Below are 19,058 nucleotides of genomic sequence, written 5' to 3'. Positions count from 1 at the left end.
TCCATTAGAGATGAAAAAATCAGTTCTGTTCATGCCTTTGATTCCTGCATGCTTCGCGGTTGCTGCCTTGTGCTCTCCCATTCAGGCGTACTCAATTGAATTGGCTGCCCCAAATGATGAGGTCTTAATTTCTTCGGTAGTGTCGACAGATGATGATTCGATCGAAGCCGATGGTGCTTTTGAAAAGGATTCCGAGAGGTCCACGGAAGATGCTGGTGATATCACTCCTGGCGATGTACAGACTCCTGCAATGGGTGATGACGGGGCTGACACCTCTTCTCCTGCCCTGGCTGCTCCTGTTGAGCCTTCTGCCCTGCCTTCGAATCCGCAGATTCCCGACTTTCCTGAAGCGGACATCGATGAGGGCGTCTATGAGATCTCTAACGCCGGCTCAAATAGGGTCCTCGATGTCTCGGGCGGCTCATGCGATAACGGAGCTAACGTCCAGCAGTATGGTCAAAATGGCACGCCCGCTCAGCGCTGGAGAATCGAGAAGTTTAATGGGCATTATTTGCTCGTAAATGTCGCGAGCGGCAAGGCACTCGATGTGTCTGGCGGTAACGGTGCAAACGGCACGAATGTTCAGCAATATGTTATCAATCACACGAATGCGCAGCTTTGGGACTTTGTTGCCCGTCAAGATGGCGGCTATTATATTAAGTCCTGCTTTGGCGACTATGTGCTCGATATTTCTGGCGGTAGCGTTGCCAATGGGGGAAATGCACAGGTTTATAGCTGGAATGCTACGAATGCGCAGGTCTGGAATCTCATTAAGATCGCTCAGACTATCGATGATGGACTGTATCGACTTGGCTCCATGCTTAACGGTGGTCAGGTTGTCGATGTTACAGGTGGCTCTTTGAGCGATTCGGCGCAAACTCAGCTTTATGGTTCCAATGATACGCTTGCTCAGTATTGGACGTTTACGTATAACAAGTCGACGGGATATTATACGGTCCGCTCTGCGGTGTCGGGTAAGGTTCTTGATTGTCGCGGTGGTGGTGTTTCGAATGGAACTGCGGTCCAACAATATGCCGAAAACGGTACGACTGCTCAATGGTGGCGCGTCGTTGTTAACTCCGACGGCAGCGTGTCTCTTATCTCCGCGAAAAGTGGGTTGGCCCTTGATGTTACAGGGGCTAATTCTGCCAACGGAACTAAGCTGCAGCTCTATTCCCAAAATGGAACGCTCGCGCAAAAATGGACGCTGTCGGTTCCGACGGTATTTGTGCGTGACGGACTGTACGAGATCTACTCTCGCGTAGACGGCAACCGTCTCATCGATGTCTCTGGTGGATCGAAGGCGGACGACGCTAAATTACAGGTCTGGAATCGTAACGGCACTTTGGCTCAGAAATGGTCGGTTAGTGTTTGCGACGATGGATCAGTTCTTATCAAGGGCGCAAATTCGGGTAAGTACCTTTCGCAAAGCGACGGCAAGCTGATGAGTGCTAAGGAGGCGGTGGAGGGTTCTCACTGGATTCCGCGTGTGTCTCCAATGGGCGGTCTTGTTCTTGTGAATGCAGTCTCGGGTGCTGTGATTGATTTGACAGGTGGCAATGCCACTGTGGGCACCGCGATTCAGATGTACGTCAATAACTTTACGGCTGCTCAGGCATGGCGTTTTGTTGCGGCTTCACTTATTGACGATGGTTATTATGTTGTGGTGAACCAATCGAGCGGTAATCGTGTTCTGGATGTTGCCGGCGGATCCAGCAGTGCCGGGGCACGCGTACAGCTGTATACCGCTAATGGAACGAACGCGCAAAAGTGGTATGTCCGTTCTTTGGGAAACGGCGCCTACAGTCTGACTGCCTTTGTATCTGGAAAGGCGCTCGACGTGCCGAGCGCTAACGCATCTAATGGCGCTTCTGTTCAGCAATGGGATTGGAATGGTTCTGGTGCACAAAAGTGGCTGCTTCGCCTTGCTGACGACGGCGGCATCGCATTTTATTCGATGCTCGCTGACGGTTCTTTCGCTTTGGTGAACAGCGATAACGGTCTTGTTCTTGGCAATGGAGATGGCGATTCGTGGCGTTTTGATATTACGAATGTTTCTGAGCAGCCTTACGCTGACGCTAACGGTGCGCAAAGGCGACTCGTCGACATTGCTTATTCCACTCCTACCCCTGGTGCCAATCTTTGCTCCGAGTGGATTTCGAGGGTGTTTAATGCAGCCGGTTATGGCTATGCATACGGCGATGCCTGCGACATGTTTTGGTCTTATTGCCACGACAGCAACCGTGCTAATTTGAAAGTTGGTATGATTGTCGCTGTTCCGTCCCATTCCCACAATTGGGCGGGCTCTAGGTGGGGCCATATTGCAATCTATATTGGTGATGGCAAAGTTATTGAGAATATTGGTCGAGTTAACGTTCGCGGACTTAATGACTGGGTCAATTATTATGGAACCACGTATACGCCGCTTTGGGGTTGGTATCGCAATATCGCCCTATGTTAGTTTGGATTTAGGTTGATGGTTATGCGCAAGAAAACTTTTCTCGCTTCGTCGCTATTGGTTGCTCTCGGTCTGCTTTGCAGCCTGGGGGCAACCCCTGTTTTTGCCGACGATGGTTCGCTTCCGGTCGATGCATCTCTAGAGGAGCGTCTTGCCTATGGCGAGGCACATCCCGCGGATGATTCCAACGACTATACCGCCGGCAGCTCGATGGATGGTGAACCGCTTGTCGCAGCGCTCGACGATCGTTCTGCAAGCGGGTCTCCCTATTGGGGCGGCACGAATGCTTCTAAAGTGTTCTATAACGGGTATGGCGAGGTTTTTGCGTCTCCGGCGCTAAAGGTCATTGATGTTTCTGAGTGGCAGGGGTCGATTGACTGGAATAAGGTTCAAAATTCTGGCGTTGATGCTGTAATTTTGCGCTTTGGTTATTCGACGACCCATTTTGATAAACAGTTCGAGCGCAATTTACGTGAGGTTCGTCGCTTGGGAATTCCTTTTGGTGTGTATATCTTTAGTACGGCTCAGAATTCGAATGATGCTACAAGTGAGGCGTACTTTACCCAACAGATCGTATATAAGTACAGCCTGTACGATCTGTCGCTGCCGATTTTTTATGACCTTGAATCGTTCTATGACAGCAACGGTAATGCGATATCGCCTAATAGCGCCTCTGCGTACGAGGGTATCGTGAATGCGTATTTTAATACCCTCTCTGGTTTTGGCATTAACAACGTGTCCATTTATTCTGGTCGTTGGTACGCGGATACGTATCTAAAAGCTGCAAGTGTGCGCCCCCGTGTGTCTTGGATTGCGGAATATGGCCCTAAGCTCAGAACTTCGTTTAGTTGCGCCGGACAGTACGGATGGCAGTACACTTCGTCGGAGCGACTTGACGGCATCACCGCCAACACTGTTGACATGAATGCTTTTTCTTCGGCCGATTTTGTCAACGTAGTTAATCTGCCCGATCATGCTCTCGCAGACGGGACTTACTATATTGATTCGATAGCAAAGGATTCCTCGAGCGTTACTGTTGGTGATGACGGGCAGCTTTCTTTGTTCCATGCTCAAGGGTCTTCAAATCAGCGCTTTATTCTTGAGTCGTCTGGTTCCGGGGCCTATCGAATTAAGTGCGAATCTACTGGACAATATCTATCCGTTGCCGGCGACGATGCGCAAAGTGGTTCTTCGGTTATTCAAGCCGCTTATGCTCAAGACAATCGTCAGCTTTGGCATATTCGTGTTGCCGATAGCGGCTTTTATATCCAGTCTGCTCTGGGTAACTGGGTGCTCGATCTTTGCAGCGGTAACACTGCGGATGGCACTTCGGTTAGGATTTGGGCTCCGAACAAATCGAATGCCCAACGTTTTACCTTTGCTTCTTCCTCGACCGTGGAGACCGACAAAGCTTTTGTTGTTAAGAGTGCGCTCAACTCGCAGCTGGTCATGGATATCAACGGTGGGTCTTCTGACAATCGCGCGCGTCTCCAGATTTACACTTCCAACAATAGCCAAGCGCAGATGTTTACCTTTAAGCAGGTCGGTAATGGCCTATACGAAATCGTAAACGTTAACTCTGGCAAGCCCTTTGAGGCTCAGGGGGGCTCCGTTTCAAACGGTGGCACCATCTCTCAATACTCTTCTAACGGAACCAGTGCACAGCATTGGTCTGTTATTGACTGTGGTAATGGCGAGTATTCATTCATAAACTCTAAGTCCGGCAAAGCCATTGATGTTCCTGGCGCCAATGGCGTGAGTGGGTCCGCACTGCAAATTTATACCTATAACGGATCTGACGCTCAAAAATGGACGCTCGCTTCGGCACGCACCCTTCGCCAGCAGCTTGATGATCTTGCCGCTTCAAGCAGGGGACTTGTAAAGGAGGACGCTGAATACGCCATCGGTTCTTTATCTGAGCGTCAGGTCCTTGATATTTCCGGCGGATCTGCGAATTCCGGTGCAAATCTGCAGGTGTATGCATCTAACGCTACACCGGCTCAGCGCTGGACGTTTACGTATGACAAGAATGGTTATGTATCCATTACCAATGTGGGGTCGGGCAAGGTTTTAGACGTTTCCGGTGGCAGTAAGAAAGCCGGCGCCAATGTTCAGCAATACGCGTCTAACGGGTCTTGGGCTCAGAAGTGGATTCTTGTAAATTGCGGCGACGGCTCGGTTAAGATCTGTTCCGCGCTTAAGACCGATTTTGTCTTGGACCTTGCCGGTGGGGCCACTTCGAATGGTACAAATGTCCAAGTTTATGACGATAATGGTACCAATGCCCAGCGATTCCGCCTGTATACAGCCGGAGATGTTTCTAAGGGTCAAACAATTGATTCTCAGTCTGCTGTCGTAACGGCTCCTGATGGCCGTGTCTTTGATGTGACCAGCGGTAGCATGGATAGCGGTGCCGCTATTCAGCTATATAGCCCTAACGGGACTATTGCGCAGGGATTTGGCTTTGAATACGATGCCGACAAGGGTCTTTACGCAATCAAGTCTGCAAAATCTTATCGCTATCTATTTGCCCAGGACGGGGATATAGTTCCCGGCTCTGATGTTAAGCAGGGGAGTGCCTCGCCCTCGTCTTCTAATTATTATTGGGCTATCGAAGATGCTGGTAATGGCCTGTACCGTATCGTTAACGCTGCTTCTGGCTGTGCTCTAGGCGCAAACGCTTCTGGTAAATTGGCCACGGTTTCCAGAGGCGATTCCCGTGAGCTTTCGGTCGCATTTACACCTTCTGGCTTTAAGTGCTTGCGCTCCGAGCAAGATGCTGAGGCCAAGGCGCACGTATCCGATTTGGCAGACGGCGAGTATCTCGTAAGCTCCAGCAAGAGCTCCTCGTATGTCTTGGATGTTACTGGCGGCTCGAAAAGCAATAGCGCCAATATCCAGTTGTACAGGTCGAACATGACCAATGCCCAGCGTTGGGTTGTTTCCCATGACGACAGGGGCTATGTTACGTTTACGAATGCTGGCTCCAATAAGGTGATCGATGTCGCTGGAGGAAACGCTTCCGCAGGAACAAACATTGCCCAGTACGTCTCCAACGGCACGTATGCTCAAAAGTGGATTGCCGCCATGCAGCCTGATGGTACGTATCTCATTGAGAGCGCGCTGAGGACCGGTTTATACCTTGGATCGAGAGGATCCGGCGCGTCCAATGGTGTAAACGTTGAGCTGAGCTCTAATGAGGGCGCCTCTCACTTTGCCCTGTTGGGTACGTCCCCGTCTGTCGCAAAATGAGGCGATATCCTTCTGAAGGGTTATTTCAAGTTAAGTCGCGCTTGCAGTTCCACCGTTAAGGTCATTGGCGATGCCTGTAGCTTAAGCTCGAACTGAGCAATAATTTAGCCTTGCAACAGCAATAGAACGTTTGCTCAGTTTTTTAGCTTCAAGTATCGCGATGACTATCATGCTATCTCTATTGCAAAGTCATAAAGGCGCTTGATGTAAATGGCATTAAACTTATTTTAGACGCCGATGTTCAGCAATGGCCCTTGGTTTTTGAAAAAACGAATAGGCTTTTTGCTGCACTCGATAATGGTGATGGTGTGTCATCCCTTGCGAGTATATTAACTGGCTTAGTTTTTGATGCAGCTCAGGCATATATACATGCATATCTTCCCAATGGAACCGCCGCTCAAAAGCAGTTGCCTCATCGGGTTAATGAGTTTTTGGATGAAGGCGCCTTTTCTTTCGAGTCGGACACGAGCTCAAAAGTCCTGGATGTTGTCGGCGGTTCAATGAATGACGGCGCTGCGGTCCAGCTATATACATCAAATGGGTTGCGTGCTCTAAAACGGTATTTGAGCAAGATAACTGGGCCGCAGACCGAATACGAGATTAAGTGCGTCGGTTCTAGAAAAGTGTTTTCTCTGACTGATGGGGGCTGGTTCAGCTGACATCCAGCGGTGCTGACTCTCAGCGGTGGCGTAGTGCATTTTCTTGCGGCAAGATTGTCCCGCAAAATATAGCTACAGGTCAGCGTCTCCGGGCTTCCGGCTCCTCCGCGTCCTTAGGAATGGTCGATCGATCATATGGGGACTACGGCCAATACGCCTTAGTATGCTACTCTTATTATAAAAACACAATCTAAGGCTGCGCTCGCTAGATCCAAAGGGTGGAGACATTTGACGATGGGGGGGGATAATGTCGGAATTTACAAGTGGTATTCATCGGCTAGCCGTCCTGTCGGTACGGATGTTAACTGGCTTGTAGTAAAGGCGATTCAGTATTTAGGTAATTTGAACCATTTTGAGAGAGAGAGTAGTTCATTCAATGCAGTCCTCAAACAAAAATAACAATGAAGTTGGGCTAAATAAGTTTATTCTGCTCCTGATCTTGTCTGTAGCCTCTGCTTGCGCACTTTCGTTTAAGGTGCTTGATCAGGCACAGACTTTTTCACTCCGGCAATTGCTGCTCCATGTTTGTGATGTGATCGGAAGCAAAGGGGCTCTTTCTCTTACTATTGTCAGCGCGGCTCTTTTTTGCTGTGCGTTTTTTGGTGAGTCATATTTTGCCAATTTGAGTCGAAGAAAAAAAAATCTAACCGTATTCTTTTCATTTGTGGTCTCATGCAGCCTCGTTATTCCTGGGGTTTGGGGCCAGGGACAAGAATCGAACGTTTCATTTCCTTGGTATACTAACGTCGATTTGAGTCAGGCAAGTGTTTATTTAATTGCTCTCTATATTGTTGAAATTGCATTATGTACTTGGGCATTTTCAATAATAATTGCGTCGGTAATTCGGGCTGTCAAATCGGAGAAGATAAAGATTGTAAGCTTTAAAGCTCAAGTTTATTTAGAGAGAATTAATTTTAGCTTAAGCTCCATCATTAAATTGGCCTTAGTGATTTTCGGTTGTTGGATTCCAATTCTGGTTATAAATGGACCAGTTTGCATTCCGATGGATTCTATGGTCCAGCTAATTCAAGTTAGAGGTTTTCCTGCATGGGATCCTATGATGATGATCCCGCTTCCTGGATATTGGTTCAGCGACCATAATCCTGCGTTGGATACTATTATCTATGGGGCATTTGATTTCTTTGGTCGTTTGTTTAATAGCGAGTTATTTGGATTGGCTCTGTATACTTGGGTTTGGGCTTTTTTTGCTTCCGTTTCGCTTTCAGCTGAGATTTTATGGGTGAAGTCGCGTTTTAAGTTGCCAACGAGTGTCTTATTTATTTGCGTGGCTTTAATTTCATTCATCCCTGCTTGCTCTTCATACATGACAATCTTGATGAAAGATAGCACGTGGATTCCCTTTTATGTTCTCTGGATGGTGGCTTTTGAGGAATTGTGCTACAGGGTGTATTTAAACAAGAAGATAGGATGGAAGTTTGTACTGTTTTCGGTATGTTTAACAGTTTTAGCTGGATTAACAAAAAAGACTTCCATCTATATTTCTGTACTGTCCCTTTTGACGGTATTGATTTCAGCAAATTCAAACCGAATTAAAATATTGTTCTCATTACTTTTTCCGGCTGTTGTGGTTTTATTTTTAGTTCCCGCCTTTATATTTCCTTTACTTAGGATTGCCCCCGGTGGTGGTCAGGAGATGTTGGGAACTCCGATTCAGCAAACCGTATATGTCGTTAGTTTGCATCAATCTGAAATTGAAAAAAAAGATATTGATACAATTTCTCGTGTTGTTGATCTAAGTTCTGCAAAACAAAATTGGAACAAAGCGACTGTCGATCCCGCTAAGCAGTCTTATAAATCGCATGCTTCGACGATGGACAAGCTTGCTTTTATAGGTTTATGGGTCAAACTATTAATTCACTATCCGCTTGATTGTGTAAATGCAGTTCCCTTTTTAAGAAATTTCTTTTTGCTTGGGCCAACTTACTATACAAATGGTGCTTTAAAGAATGGATGGGAGCCGAGTGGCGGATACGCCATTTTGTCCCAATTCTCTGATTGTGAACTGTCATGGGCTCAGGAGCATCTGTCTGTTCCCCTAATTAACTTCTTAAATAAGACCCCTGTGTTAATGCTGCTTGGAGCTGAGGTGCTTTATACATTGTGGCTCCCTTTGGCTGTTCTTTGCGTTAATCTTGCCCATCGTAAGAAAGTTTTTATTCCGATGGCCATGCCTTTTCTGTTTACATATCTTACGATGTTGATGCTTCCTGCATACCAAACTAGGTACTCAATATCTTTTCTGTTTTGTTTCATCTTTCTGATTGCATTTGCATTCCCGGTAAATAAAAATACCCTTTGTTAGGATCTTATTTTGAAGTTTTCAGAGTTTAAAATTCTCGATATACAGCGGAAGACATCAATACTTGTTTTTGTTGCCCTGTGTTCTTGTTTTATATTCAGTTTCAGTTGCTCACTCGACTCAAATGGTTGCGCTATTTGGGTTCGAAGCTCTGTTTTGGAAATCACGGCCTGGATTTTAGCGGTATTGCTTACCACTTATTTTTATATTTTCCATTGTTCTGGCACTCAACTCGATTTGGGTGTTTACGTAGTTTCGTTCTTTATTGCAATGCTTGATATGCTTGGCGGGTCTCTTCATAAAACGAGTTCCCTTTCGCCTCTATGCGATAGTCCGATTCGAGCTGTGAGATCAATTGCATATGTTTTGTTGTTTACTTGGTTTATCTACATGTTATTTAAAGTCGGAGTTTATTTTGCTTCCAATTTTGAAAGATGCAAATGGCTTGCACGGGCAAACAACTGGATTGTGTCGCAAAATACTGCCAAAATTGGTCTGATTTTAATTATTCTTTGGCTTCCGTACCTGATTGTGTTCTTCCCGGGATCCTTGCCGACTGACACAGCCCGTCAACTTGGTCAGTGGTATGGCGCTCGTGGAGTAGCACTTGATAATCATTTTCCCTATCTAACAACTTTAACCTATGCTTTGATTTATAGCTGTGGGCGTTATTTTGGATCAAACGGAGTTGCATCTATGGTTTTTCTGACTGTCTTTCAGACGGTCTGCGGGGCCTATGTTTTCTCTATCTCACTTAAAAGACTTGAGAATGCCTTTCATTCTAATATTGCTTTATTTGCCCTTTTGTTTTTCGGTCTCTTTCCTGTAATACCGAGTTACGTTTTATCAATTAGCAAGGATTATCTTCATGCGCTTGCTGTTCTATATTTCTGTGTCTGTTTGCTTTTGTTTTACCAGCAAGATAGTACCGTCGAGCAAAAGCATTCTATTAAATGCCGTATTGAAATGGTAATTAGTTCAACACTTGTTTTGCTTACGCGAAATAACGGTTTCGTAATTGTATTTATCGGTTTAATCGCATTACTTGCCCTTTCCGAATCAAAGGGATTTAAATTATTCCTAATTATGTTTAATGTTGCATTTTTTGTCCTATGGAATTCTTTTCTTCTCCCAATATTTGGGGTGCTTCCTACTGAATCAGGGGAGATGCTTTCGATTCCAGTGCAGATGATCGGCAGGGTGTATCAAACCGAGAAGGAAGTTCCTGAAGACTTGGATGCCCAGATTAAATGTTTCTTTGATTCCGACGAGTTTGATATTAAAAAAGCATATAACCCTTTAATTTCCGATCCGCTAAAGGGTCACCTTAAGTTTGATGATCAACACTCGGCTATTGATTTTGCAATTCTTTCTCTTAGACTTGCTTGTCTGTTTCCATGTACATCTTTATCTGGCGCGCTTTGCACGACATTCGCTTATTGGTACCCGTTTACTCAGGGTACGTATTGGATGGAGGATGCTCCTTATTATTCATGGGATCAATGGTCTCTAATAGATGCGGGCTGGTTCGAGGGCTATTCGTGGAGCCAAGAGTGGAATGACAAACATTCAATTGATAGTGTTGCTCTTAATGATATTCACTTGAATAGCGTTGTTTCAATTCTTTATAAACCTGGTTTTTATTGCTGGTTTTATTTAGTTTTGATTTGTCTTTCGTCGATTTATAAGAAATATCAACGGGAAGTTACGATCTTTTGTGTTCCTATGTTCTCTCTACTTCTATCATTGGTGGCCGGCCCGTGTGCTTCGCTTCGATATACTCTTCCCTTTATCTTTTCGCTTCCAATTGCTGTTTATTTATTAGTGAATATTGCTGGAGGTAAAAGTGCGTTGCAGGAATAGCAAGATTGAAGCACTCAGGCTTGTGTCAATGTTAATGATCGTTGCGGGGCACTATTTTTCTGAGGATAACTGGGCATGTCATGCCGATGGATCTCTTTTGCATTCATGGTGTGCATGCTTTCATAATGCACTGATTATGTTTGGACAAATTGGGGTGTGTTTATTCGTTTTAATTAGCGCATTTTTCCTCTCAAAATCAAACTCATCTCCTAAACGACGTTTATTTCGGCTCTGGGTGCAGGTGGAGTTTTATTCAGTATCGTTCCTGGTGGTTTTTGCTTTCCTTATCATGTATGGGTTTATTGATCAGAGTTATGCCGAATGGCTCTCCTTTAGGAATGTGTTGACCTCATTTTTCCCAGTTGTTCAAGGTGCCTATTGGTTTATCAGTGCGTTTTTTGTGTTAAATTTAGTTGCTCCATATGTCAATAAATTACTTAATGATATGGATGGTGCTGCTGTTCGTAACTTCGCTGTATCTTTTTGTATGATTACATTCGTTTGGAAGTATATTAATCCATCCAACTGCTATTTCAATGATATTTTGTATCTAGTGGCTGTTTATTTAGTTGGATATATGGTGAATAGGTTTTTGGATCAGTTGCCAAGATTTAATCTCCTAACTGTTTTTGGAATAATTTGTTTCTGCTACTTAGCGGTTGTAGTTGGTACGCGAGCCATCACTTCCGCAACTGTTGCTAATCTTGGGATGTCCTATCCTTCAAATCTATTTATTGCCGGTCCTGGAGCTTCTCCTCTGTTCTCGCTTGTAGCTGCGTGCCCTCTTTTTATTTACGTTGTTCAAAAGGGCTCATCTTTTGAGTCGGATTGGTTTAATCGTATAGTCAACTCACTTGCATCTGCTACGCTCGGGGTCTATTTGATTCATGAAAATATGTTCTTGAAACCCTTTATTTGGGCGACAGTTTTTCAATTGTCGGAGCCTGCTTCAATTCTTGGGAAAATCGTTCTTTCCTCTGTTTCTATTTTTATTTTATATACTTTATTGTTGCTTCTATCGTTTGTAATCCAGCGGGTTATTGTTAAACGTATCGGTAATCTTGCTTCTATTTCTTTTTTATCTAAAAAAGTTTCCTGATTTCGGAGAGATTGATGTCAAAAAAAATCGCTGTTTTAATTCCTTGTTATAACGAAGCTCTAACAATTGGAAAAGTTGTCGATGATTTTATGCGCGAGCTTCCAGAAGCAAATATCTATGTTTATGACAATAATTCAAGCGATGATACTGCTTGCATTGCTCGTGAACATGGGGCCATTGTTCGATTTGAGCCTCGTCAGGGTAAGGGCAATGTTTGCCGTCAAATGTTTCGTGATATCGATGCCGACTGTTATCTGATGGTTGATGGCGATGATACTTATGACGAGACAATGGCTCGCGCGATGTGTGAGCCGATTCTAAAAGGCGAAGCGGATATGACGGTTGGAGACCGCCTTTCTAACGGTACCTACGCCGAAGAGAACAAAAGGGCCTTTCACGGGTTCGGTAATAATCTTGTTAGGGCAATGATCAAATGGATCTATGGCTATTCTTTTGATGATGTTATGACGGGTTATCGAGCGATGAGTCGGCCTTTTGTCAAAACTTTCCCTGTACTATCTGAAGGTTTTCAAATTGAGACCGAACTTTCAATTCATGCTGTTGATCGTCGTTGGCGCATCAAGGATATTCCAATTGTTTACCGCGACAGGCCAGCCGGATCTGAATCTAAGCTGTCTACTTTTTCTGATGGAATTAAAGTTGTTTGTATGATTGGCACCTTATTCAAGGACTACCGTCCTCTGAAGTTCTTTGGTCTGGTTTCTGTTCTTTTCTTGCTTCTGGGCCTTATTGCTGGAATTCCTGTAATTGTTGATTTCGCACGCACTGGCCTTGTTGCACGCCTTCCTACCGCTATTCTCGCTACTGCCTTTATATTCCTTTGTGGTCTGTCTTTGACAACAGGGTTTATTCTGGATTCTGTTGCCAAAGTTGAGCGTAAGGAATGGGAACTTAGCGTCTATAAGATTAGCCAAAGTTCCCAAGTTAAGGAGTGCTAGATGTCTCATGCTTTATATGGGGTTTTCTATGAGGATGTTTGCAGCGACGGCTTAATGTCGAGTCGAATTAGGTCTCTTGTAGATTCAGCAATTAAGTACAACTCTCTTATTCAGCCCGGCCGCTCGCTTGTCTATCATTTTTATATGGGAGAAAAGTGGCAATACCCTTGTTTAACTGATCAATCAACGCTAAATGGTGGGTTAACTTTTTCCAATGGACTTCAACCTTTCTTTTCTGTAAAAGCTGAATCTTTGATTCATCCTTTATCCGAGTATTCTCCTCATTATTTCGCAGGCCTTGAGCATATTAAAGACGATGGACATCGTTATATTCTTTTGACGCCTGACGACGCTACCGATGCTGACGTTGAGATGCATAACCCTCTTTCGTCGAAGCAGGAAATCTATCGTAATCTTGAAGCATGCTGTCCCGTTGCTTTTGACGATTTTCGCGAAATTCAGCGACAGCGTCGTTGGAATAGGGGATTGGGTCCTGTTGATCAATTTGAGGCTCCAGATTTAGCGAAGATTAATCAAGAGCAGACTACTCACCATCCCTATCTAGAGATTGCCCCCGGAGCCGTTAGGCACGGGGCTGAGAAAGCCGTCATTATCGGTATGCATTGGCTCCAGGCCGGCGGCGCTGAGCGCTGGGCTGTTGAGACGGTGCGCCTTGTTCGCGAAGCGGGCATGCTGCCTATCGTCATAACGGATCGACCCAGCCATCAGCCTTGGATTGATAGACCGGAGTTCAAAGATGCCTTGGTGCTGTGCCTTACGTTCCCCATACAGGAGCGTCCAGGCGATGAGCCTTTGCTTCGCTCGCTTGTTGAACAATTCGATATTAGGGGCGTCCTCGTTCACCATTGCCAATGGCTTTATGATCGTCTGTGGTGGATCAAAAAGTATCGTCCCAATGCGACCGTAGTTGATTCACTGCATATTGTTGAATATCCCTATGGTGGTGGTTATCCCAATCAGGCCGTTAGTCGTGATACGTTCATTGATTTACATCATGTGATTTCTCCCCAGCTTGTATCTTGGCTTGTTGATTCTCATGGGGTTGATGCCAATAAGGTTATAGACGCTCCGCTTGTTGGGCTTACTGCCGACAGGGCTGCTAAGGCATGCAAGGAATCTGTGTCTAAGGGCAAACTCACTGTTTGCTTCGTCGGCAGGATCTCTCGCCAGAAAAGGCCCGAAGCATTTGTCCTTCTTGCCAAGAAGCTTGATAAGTGTGCTCCTGGTCGTTTTAGATTTATCATGCACGGCAACGGTGATTTGGACCCTATGGTGGACAAGATCATTGCTCGTCATGGACTTTCCGATGTAATTGAGCGGAGGGGAATGCAGATTCCTGTCGATAAGACGTATTCTGATTCTGATGTCCTCGTGGTTTCTGCCATTAATGAAGGAATTACTTTGACGACGATTGAGTCTCTCAGTGCTGGACTGCCTGTTGTCTCAACTGATGTCGGTTCTCAGAATACGCTTATTCCAACTGAAGCATTGACTCCACGTTCTACCCGCGATTTCATTAAGTGCGCATCGCGTATCCTTTTAAAGATGCTCGAGGATGACGATTTCCGTAAATCCGTCTGGCAATCTGAGATGGATAGGCTAGTGGAGTTTTCAAAGCTAAAAAATGCCAACACCCTCTTTACTGAGATTCTGGGGAAGTGGAGTGATGATGAGCGATAGCCCTACTGTTACCGCCGTTGTAGTGACATATAACCGTCTCGACAAGTTGAAGAATGTTCTTTCTGCTCTTGAGGATCAGACACTTCCTCCCAGTGAGCTCGTTGTTGTCGACAACGCCTCGACTGACGGCACCGGTGATTTCTTGGCTTCATATGCATCTGAGCAGCACGGCGGCATGTCCGTTAAGGTAATTTCTTGCGCGGAGAATCTTGGCGGTGCCGGTGGTTTTTCCACCGGAATGAAATCTGGTTACGATAGCGGCTCTGATTTTGTTTGGATCTTTGACGATGACGGCTATCCCGAGCCCGATGCCTTAGAGAAGCTGATTCAAGGCTATAACGGTGCCGTTGATGAGCTTGGTCCCGATGTCCCATACGCTTGCTCGGTTGTAAAGTTTATTGATGGTTCTATTTGCGAGATGAACAATCCTGTGCCCACTTGGGATTGGGGTCGATTGCTCGCAAAGGGGCAAAACTCTGTCATGGTCACCTCCTGCTCGTTTGTTTCGGTGCTGATTCCACGTTGGGTTATCGAATCTTTCGGCCTGCCTTTTAAGGAATATTTTATTTGGTTTGATGATGCCGAGTACACGCTTCGCATTACTAAGACCTGCCCCGGTATTCAGGTGCTTGACAGCGTGATTATTCATGACATGGCATCTAATAAGGGCGTCAATTTCTCGATGATTGATGAAAAGAATGCGTGGAAATTCTCTTACGGCATTCGTAATCAGGCATCGTATAGGCTCCACCATGAAGGCAAGGCTGCCTATTTGTTGTTTTGTGCTCAGGTTTGCCGCAGCATGAAAGCCGGAGGAGTGGATAAGAAGCTACAGCGTCAGATGCGTAAAAAGATGCGTGAAGCAATTAAGTTCAATCCTAAAATTGATTACCCTCAGTCAATGTAGTTGGCTCTGTGAGTTGATTGGTTATTTGGCTCGTCATCTATATGGCGGGCCTTTTTTACTGTTGGTATTTACTGTATTGCATGATGCGCGATGGAGAGCTTCGCTCTTACGGGTATTATTACTCTTAAAATATTGTTGATATTGGAATTGGACGGCGGAGCTGTTAATGATATCTAAAAGCGATCAGGGAATGATTGTCTCGTCTCATGCGAAGAATGAGGTAGAGAAAGATCGATTTATTCTCAAGCAGCTGGTTACCAAGGATTTTAAGATTAAATATAGGCGGAGTTTTTTGGGCGTTGCTTGGTCCGTTTTGAATCCGCTGCTCATGATGATTGTTATGGCCGTTGTCTTTTCGACCATCTTTGCTCAGGGACGAAACGGCGCAGTGAGTCCTGAGCTTTACCCGCTGTATCTTATTGTGGGTAATGTTACCTTTTCCGTAATGTCGGAATCTACTAACCAGGCTCTCATGTCCATCATATGGGCGTCATCGCTGCTAAAGAAAGTAAAAGTCCATCGATGGGTTTTCCCCGTTCAAAAGGTGCTCTTTTCGCTTGTTAACTTTGGTTTTTCCCTAATCGCCGTTGCCATTGTTATGATCTGGTTCCATGTTGTTCCGACTTGGCATTTAATTCTGCTGCCCGTCTGTCTCTTCCTTCTCATGCTGTTTTGCATGGGGCTGGGCATGATGCTCTCGGCTCTAACCGTATTCTTCCGCGACATTATGCACTTGTGGAGTGTTGTGATTACTGCTTGGACCTATCTCACTCCTATTTTCTGGACAACAGACTTTATCGGTCGGATGCCACATGTTGTTCGCATTATCATGTACGCGAATCCCATGTATAACTACATTCAGTTTATGCGCGATATTTTCTTGTTCCAGACGACTCCGACTTTTTTCACTGTTGGTATGTGCGTAGCTTGGGCGGTTGTTGCCCTTGTATTGGGATACGTCGTATTCCATAAGTCAGAGCATAAATTTATTCTCTATATTTAAGGATTGACCATGCCTTTTTCTGTTAAGGACTACACGGATCAGCCTCTCGCCGTTGAAGTCAAAGATGTAACTATGATTTTCAATATGGCCTCAGAGTCTCTCACTAATCTCAAAGAGTATTTTATTAAGCTTGCAAAGCATCAGCTCTTTTTTGAAGAGTTTCGTGCCCTTAAACACATCTCTTTTGATATCCATCGAGGCGAGGTTGTGGGTCTTGTTGGTACAAACGGATCCGGCAAGTCAACCATGCTTAAGATCATTGCCGGCGTTCTTGAGCCTTCTGAAGGCGAGGTAAAGGTCCATGGCAACATCGCACCTCTGATTGAGCTTGGTGCAGGCTTTGATTCCGAGCTCACTGCTCGTGAGAATATTTATCTCAATGGCGCACTTTTGGGTTATACAAAAGAGTTCATTGACGCCAATTTTGACGGCATAATAGAGTTTGCCGAGCTTCATGATTTTGTTGATATGCCGTTGAAGAATTTCTCTTCGGGTATGGTCGCGCGCATCGCCTTTGCTATTGCCACGATTACCGAGCCCGATATCCTGATCGTCGATGAGACGCTCTCTGTCGGCGATGTATTCTTCCAAGAAAAATGCGAGCGTCGTATTCAGCATTTTATTAAGTCTGGTGACGTTACCGTCCTTTTCGTTTCTCATTCGATGGAGCAGGTTGAGCGTATTTGTCAGCGTGCAGTGTGGATTGAGAAGGGCGATCTTAGGATGGACGGTCCTGTGGATGATGTTTGCAAAGCATATCGAGATCAGTTCAATTAGGATATACTTTCTTTATTTGCTCCATTAGCTCAGTTGGATAGAGCAGGGGACTTCTAATCCCAAGGTCGACGGTTCGAATCCGCCATGGAGCACCCTTTGTATATCAGAGCCATCTTTATGATGGCTCTTAATCTATTGGAGTATGGAATGGGCTCGCTTTCATCTGTTCGCCTGGAAGCTAATTCCGAACTGCTTTCTTCGAAGTATTCCGAACCTGGTGGCCGACATTCATTAAAACGAGTGCTGACATACGGAACGTTTGATTTGCTTCACTATGGTCACGTGCGACTTCTTCAGCAGGCTTCAAAACTTGGCGATTATTTGATTGTTGGCCTTTCAACGGATGAGTTTAATTCGCTTAAGGGTAAGAAGAGTTTTTATCCATATGAGGTCAGGCGTGAGATGCTTGAGGCGCTGCGGTACGTTGATCTGGTAATTCCGGAAGACAGTTGGAATCAGAAACTGGGGGATATACAGGCGTATCATGTAGATATAGTTTGTATGGGTGGCGACTGGAAAGACGATGAGCGATTTGAAGCTCTTAGACCGTATTGCGATGTTGTTTATTTACATCGCACTGCCGGCATCTCGACTACAGAGGTAAAGAGTCGTCTTGCTCAGTAAAAAAATCTTCCGGTGCATCTTAATGATGCACCGGAAGATTTTTATGGCTTGCTAGTCACTAGCAATTATTTTTCTAATCGCATTATTTGCATTTCCACATTCGAGATCATCATGATTTACGTGTTCAAAATGCGTATTGATATCCTTTGGAAGATCGTATATGTTGCCATAACGGCTCCATAGAAAGATATCAGGATTGCACGGCGCTTTAAGCTGTTCCCCTTCAAACTCTATTTGCTGTGTAGGGTACAAATCTTCTATAGGATAGACCCACTGCCTTTGTTTGCCGTCATCTAGATTATCGATAGACCACATGATGCCGACTGCATCTTTCTTATCACAGATGAGTCCAGCTTCCTTAGACCTTTCTAGGCAGCTGTCAAAATACTTCTGGATGTTAAAGTTTTTTTCGCCGGAGTAGTATGGTTCATTTTTCCAGAAATCGAGCTCTGAATCTGTTTCCATTTCCTCAACCATTGTCCGCCGTAATTCCCTTTGCTTTTCAGCGGAGCCGTTATCAATTGAGGGTGCCCAGTCATAGATAAACAAATCAAGGAAACATGGGATATCTTCGTCGTTGTAGAGAAAACGAATTTGACGACAATGCACATAGTAATCATAGACGACAGTAATTTTATATCTATGGTCACTGCGGACAATTTCCTGTAACCTTTCGAGATCATCTCGCATTATGCCAAGATCAGTATCATCGTCCCAAGGTATGAATCCTTTGTGTCTGATGGCACCGATAAGGGTTCCGAAATTAATCCAGTAGTCTATGTTATTGTCTTTGCACAGCGTGTCGAATTCTCCGAGCAATTTTCCGCATCCGAGCTGGAGTAGGCGAAGACCACCCTCTGCTTTGGGCAGTTCTCTGAAAAAGCGTTTTTTGGCGTCCTGTATGCTCTCGCTCGGTTTCCGATAGTTATCCCAGGCGAACATCTTCATGTGTTCGTCGTGTGCGTCAATATCGTTAGCGATAGATTCGATCATTGGAATGGTTCGACAATCAAACTTGTAATCGATATTCATGTTAATACCGTTATCGGCGGTCTCGACTCGTTTATAAAGACGCTTAATCTGTTCTTGCGTTTCTTGTTGGAAACGAATGATGTCATCACGAAGGATTTGAATGTCGTTGTGCATGGCATGTAGGGAACGCGAGGAACCTGGGAGGAATTGTTTAATCATACTGAGCATAATAGGCTTCCCTTCATAAATGGCTTCCAATAGCTCATGGCAAATTTGGTGCGAAAGTGGAATTGGCAGGGTTAAAGTGTCTTGATTGTTTGCGTGACAGGGGGATCTTCCTACTAATAGAATTCCGGCTTTTATATTGCTTAACTATTAATTATATTATCGACTCTCTTCTATTGTGAGCGGCACAAGAACTGTGCTTGGAACATTAATACTCTTCTGCAGCACAGAGGCCTATT

At 45.1% G+C, this 19,058-nt stretch carries 12 protein-coding genes and 1 tRNA gene; 12 read left to right on the top strand and 1 reads right to left on the bottom strand.

Translation table 11 applies throughout. From position 1 onward, the window contains the following. Positions 1-10: 10 nt before the first annotated feature. From ACQRCA_RS03920 to ACQRCA_RS03865, 12 genes are all read left to right on the top strand, one after another. The gene (locus tag ACQRCA_RS03920; protein WP_427718777.1) at positions 11-2,461 is read left to right on the top strand and encodes an RICIN domain-containing protein; all 2,451 of its coding nucleotides are present in this window, start codon (positions 11-13) and stop codon (positions 2,459-2,461) included. Between the two features lie 21 nt (positions 2,462-2,482). After that, positions 2,483-5,710, top strand: a complete 3,228-nt coding sequence (locus ACQRCA_RS03915) for an RICIN domain-containing protein (RefSeq protein ID WP_427718775.1) — start codon at positions 2,483-2,485, stop codon at positions 5,708-5,710. A 1,035-nt stretch (positions 5,711-6,745) separates the two neighbouring features. Beyond that, positions 6,746-8,692 carry a DUF6020 family protein gene (locus ACQRCA_RS03910; protein ID WP_427718773.1) on the top strand — a complete coding sequence of 649 codons (1,947 nt, stop codon included), beginning with the start codon at positions 6,746-6,748 and terminating at the stop codon, positions 8,690-8,692. A 9-nt stretch (positions 8,693-8,701) separates the two neighbouring features. Continuing rightward, positions 8,702-10,552: a DUF6020 family protein gene (locus ACQRCA_RS03905; RefSeq protein WP_427718770.1), complete on the top strand. Its 1,851-nt coding sequence runs from the start codon at positions 8,702-8,704 to the stop codon at positions 10,550-10,552. Beyond that, on the top strand, positions 10,536-11,651 hold the full coding sequence (locus ACQRCA_RS03900; protein ID WP_427718767.1) for an acyltransferase family protein: 1,116 nt from the start codon (positions 10,536-10,538) through the stop codon (positions 11,649-11,651). The genes ACQRCA_RS03905 and ACQRCA_RS03900 overlap by 17 nt, the downstream gene beginning before the upstream one ends. A 14-nt stretch (positions 11,652-11,665) precedes the next feature. Further along, on the top strand, positions 11,666-12,610 hold the full coding sequence (locus ACQRCA_RS03895) for a glycosyltransferase family 2 protein (protein ID WP_427718765.1): 945 nt from the start codon (positions 11,666-11,668) through the stop codon (positions 12,608-12,610). Next, complete coding sequence (locus ACQRCA_RS03890) at positions 12,611-14,311, top strand: glycosyltransferase (RefSeq protein ID WP_427718763.1); 1,701 nt, start codon at positions 12,611-12,613, stop codon at positions 14,309-14,311. Beyond that, a complete protein-coding gene (locus tag ACQRCA_RS03885; RefSeq protein WP_427718760.1) occupies positions 14,301-15,218 on the top strand; it encodes a glycosyltransferase family 2 protein in 918 nt (305 codons plus the stop codon). The genes ACQRCA_RS03890 and ACQRCA_RS03885 overlap by 11 nt, the downstream gene beginning before the upstream one ends. A gap of 166 nt (positions 15,219-15,384) precedes the next feature. Then, complete coding sequence (locus tag ACQRCA_RS03880; protein WP_427718758.1) at positions 15,385-16,221, top strand: ABC transporter permease; 837 nt, start codon at positions 15,385-15,387, stop codon at positions 16,219-16,221. Positions 16,222-16,230: 9 nt separating this feature from the next. Continuing rightward, complete coding sequence (locus tag ACQRCA_RS03875) at positions 16,231-16,998, top strand: ABC transporter ATP-binding protein (protein ID WP_427718755.1); 768 nt, start codon at positions 16,231-16,233, stop codon at positions 16,996-16,998. A gap of 18 nt (positions 16,999-17,016) precedes the next feature. Further along, positions 17,017-17,090: transfer RNA gene (locus tag ACQRCA_RS03870), tRNA-Arg, on the top strand. Between the two features lie 4 nt (positions 17,091-17,094). Continuing rightward, positions 17,095-17,622 (top strand): adenylyltransferase/cytidyltransferase family protein, encoded by a 528-nt coding sequence (locus ACQRCA_RS03865; RefSeq protein WP_427718752.1) that lies wholly within the window; start codon positions 17,095-17,097, stop codon positions 17,620-17,622. 51 nt (positions 17,623-17,673) lie between these two features. Here the strand turns inward: ACQRCA_RS03865 and ACQRCA_RS03860 are convergent, their stop codons facing one another. Next, the gene (locus ACQRCA_RS03860; protein ID WP_427718750.1) at positions 17,674-18,822 is read right to left on the bottom strand and encodes a LicD family protein; all 1,149 of its coding nucleotides are present in this window, start codon (positions 18,820-18,822) and stop codon (positions 17,674-17,676) included. Between the last annotated feature and the right edge of the window lie 236 nt (positions 18,823-19,058).

It is taken from the genome of Collinsella sp. SGI.095 (genome assembly GCF_050314535.1).
In the GTDB taxonomy this organism is placed as follows: domain Bacteria; phylum Actinomycetota; class Coriobacteriia; order Coriobacteriales; family Coriobacteriaceae; genus Collinsella.
This window is presented reverse-complemented; position numbering and strand designations above follow the sequence as displayed.

Coding starts and splice junctions, on each gene's coding strand:
- ACQRCA_RS03920 (WP_427718777.1), top strand. CDS start 11: ATGAAAAAATCAGTTCTGTTCATGCCTTTGATTCCTGCATGCTTCGCG.
- ACQRCA_RS03915 (WP_427718775.1), top strand. CDS start 2,483: ATGCGCAAGAAAACTTTTCTCGCTTCGTCGCTATTGGTTGCTCTCGGT.
- ACQRCA_RS03910 (WP_427718773.1), top strand. CDS start 6,746: ATGCAGTCCTCAAACAAAAATAACAATGAAGTTGGGCTAAATAAGTTT.
- ACQRCA_RS03895 (WP_427718765.1), top strand. CDS start 11,666: ATGTCAAAAAAAATCGCTGTTTTAATTCCTTGTTATAACGAAGCTCTA.
- ACQRCA_RS03890 (WP_427718763.1), top strand. CDS start 12,611: ATGTCTCATGCTTTATATGGGGTTTTCTATGAGGATGTTTGCAGCGAC.
- ACQRCA_RS03885 (WP_427718760.1), top strand. CDS start 14,301: ATGAGCGATAGCCCTACTGTTACCGCCGTTGTAGTGACATATAACCGT.
- ACQRCA_RS03880 (WP_427718758.1), top strand. CDS start 15,385: ATGATATCTAAAAGCGATCAGGGAATGATTGTCTCGTCTCATGCGAAG.
- ACQRCA_RS03875 (WP_427718755.1), top strand. CDS start 16,231: ATGCCTTTTTCTGTTAAGGACTACACGGATCAGCCTCTCGCCGTTGAA.
- ACQRCA_RS03860 (WP_427718750.1), bottom strand. CDS start 18,822: ATGCTCAGTATGATTAAACAATTCCTCCCAGGTTCCTCGCGTTCCCTA.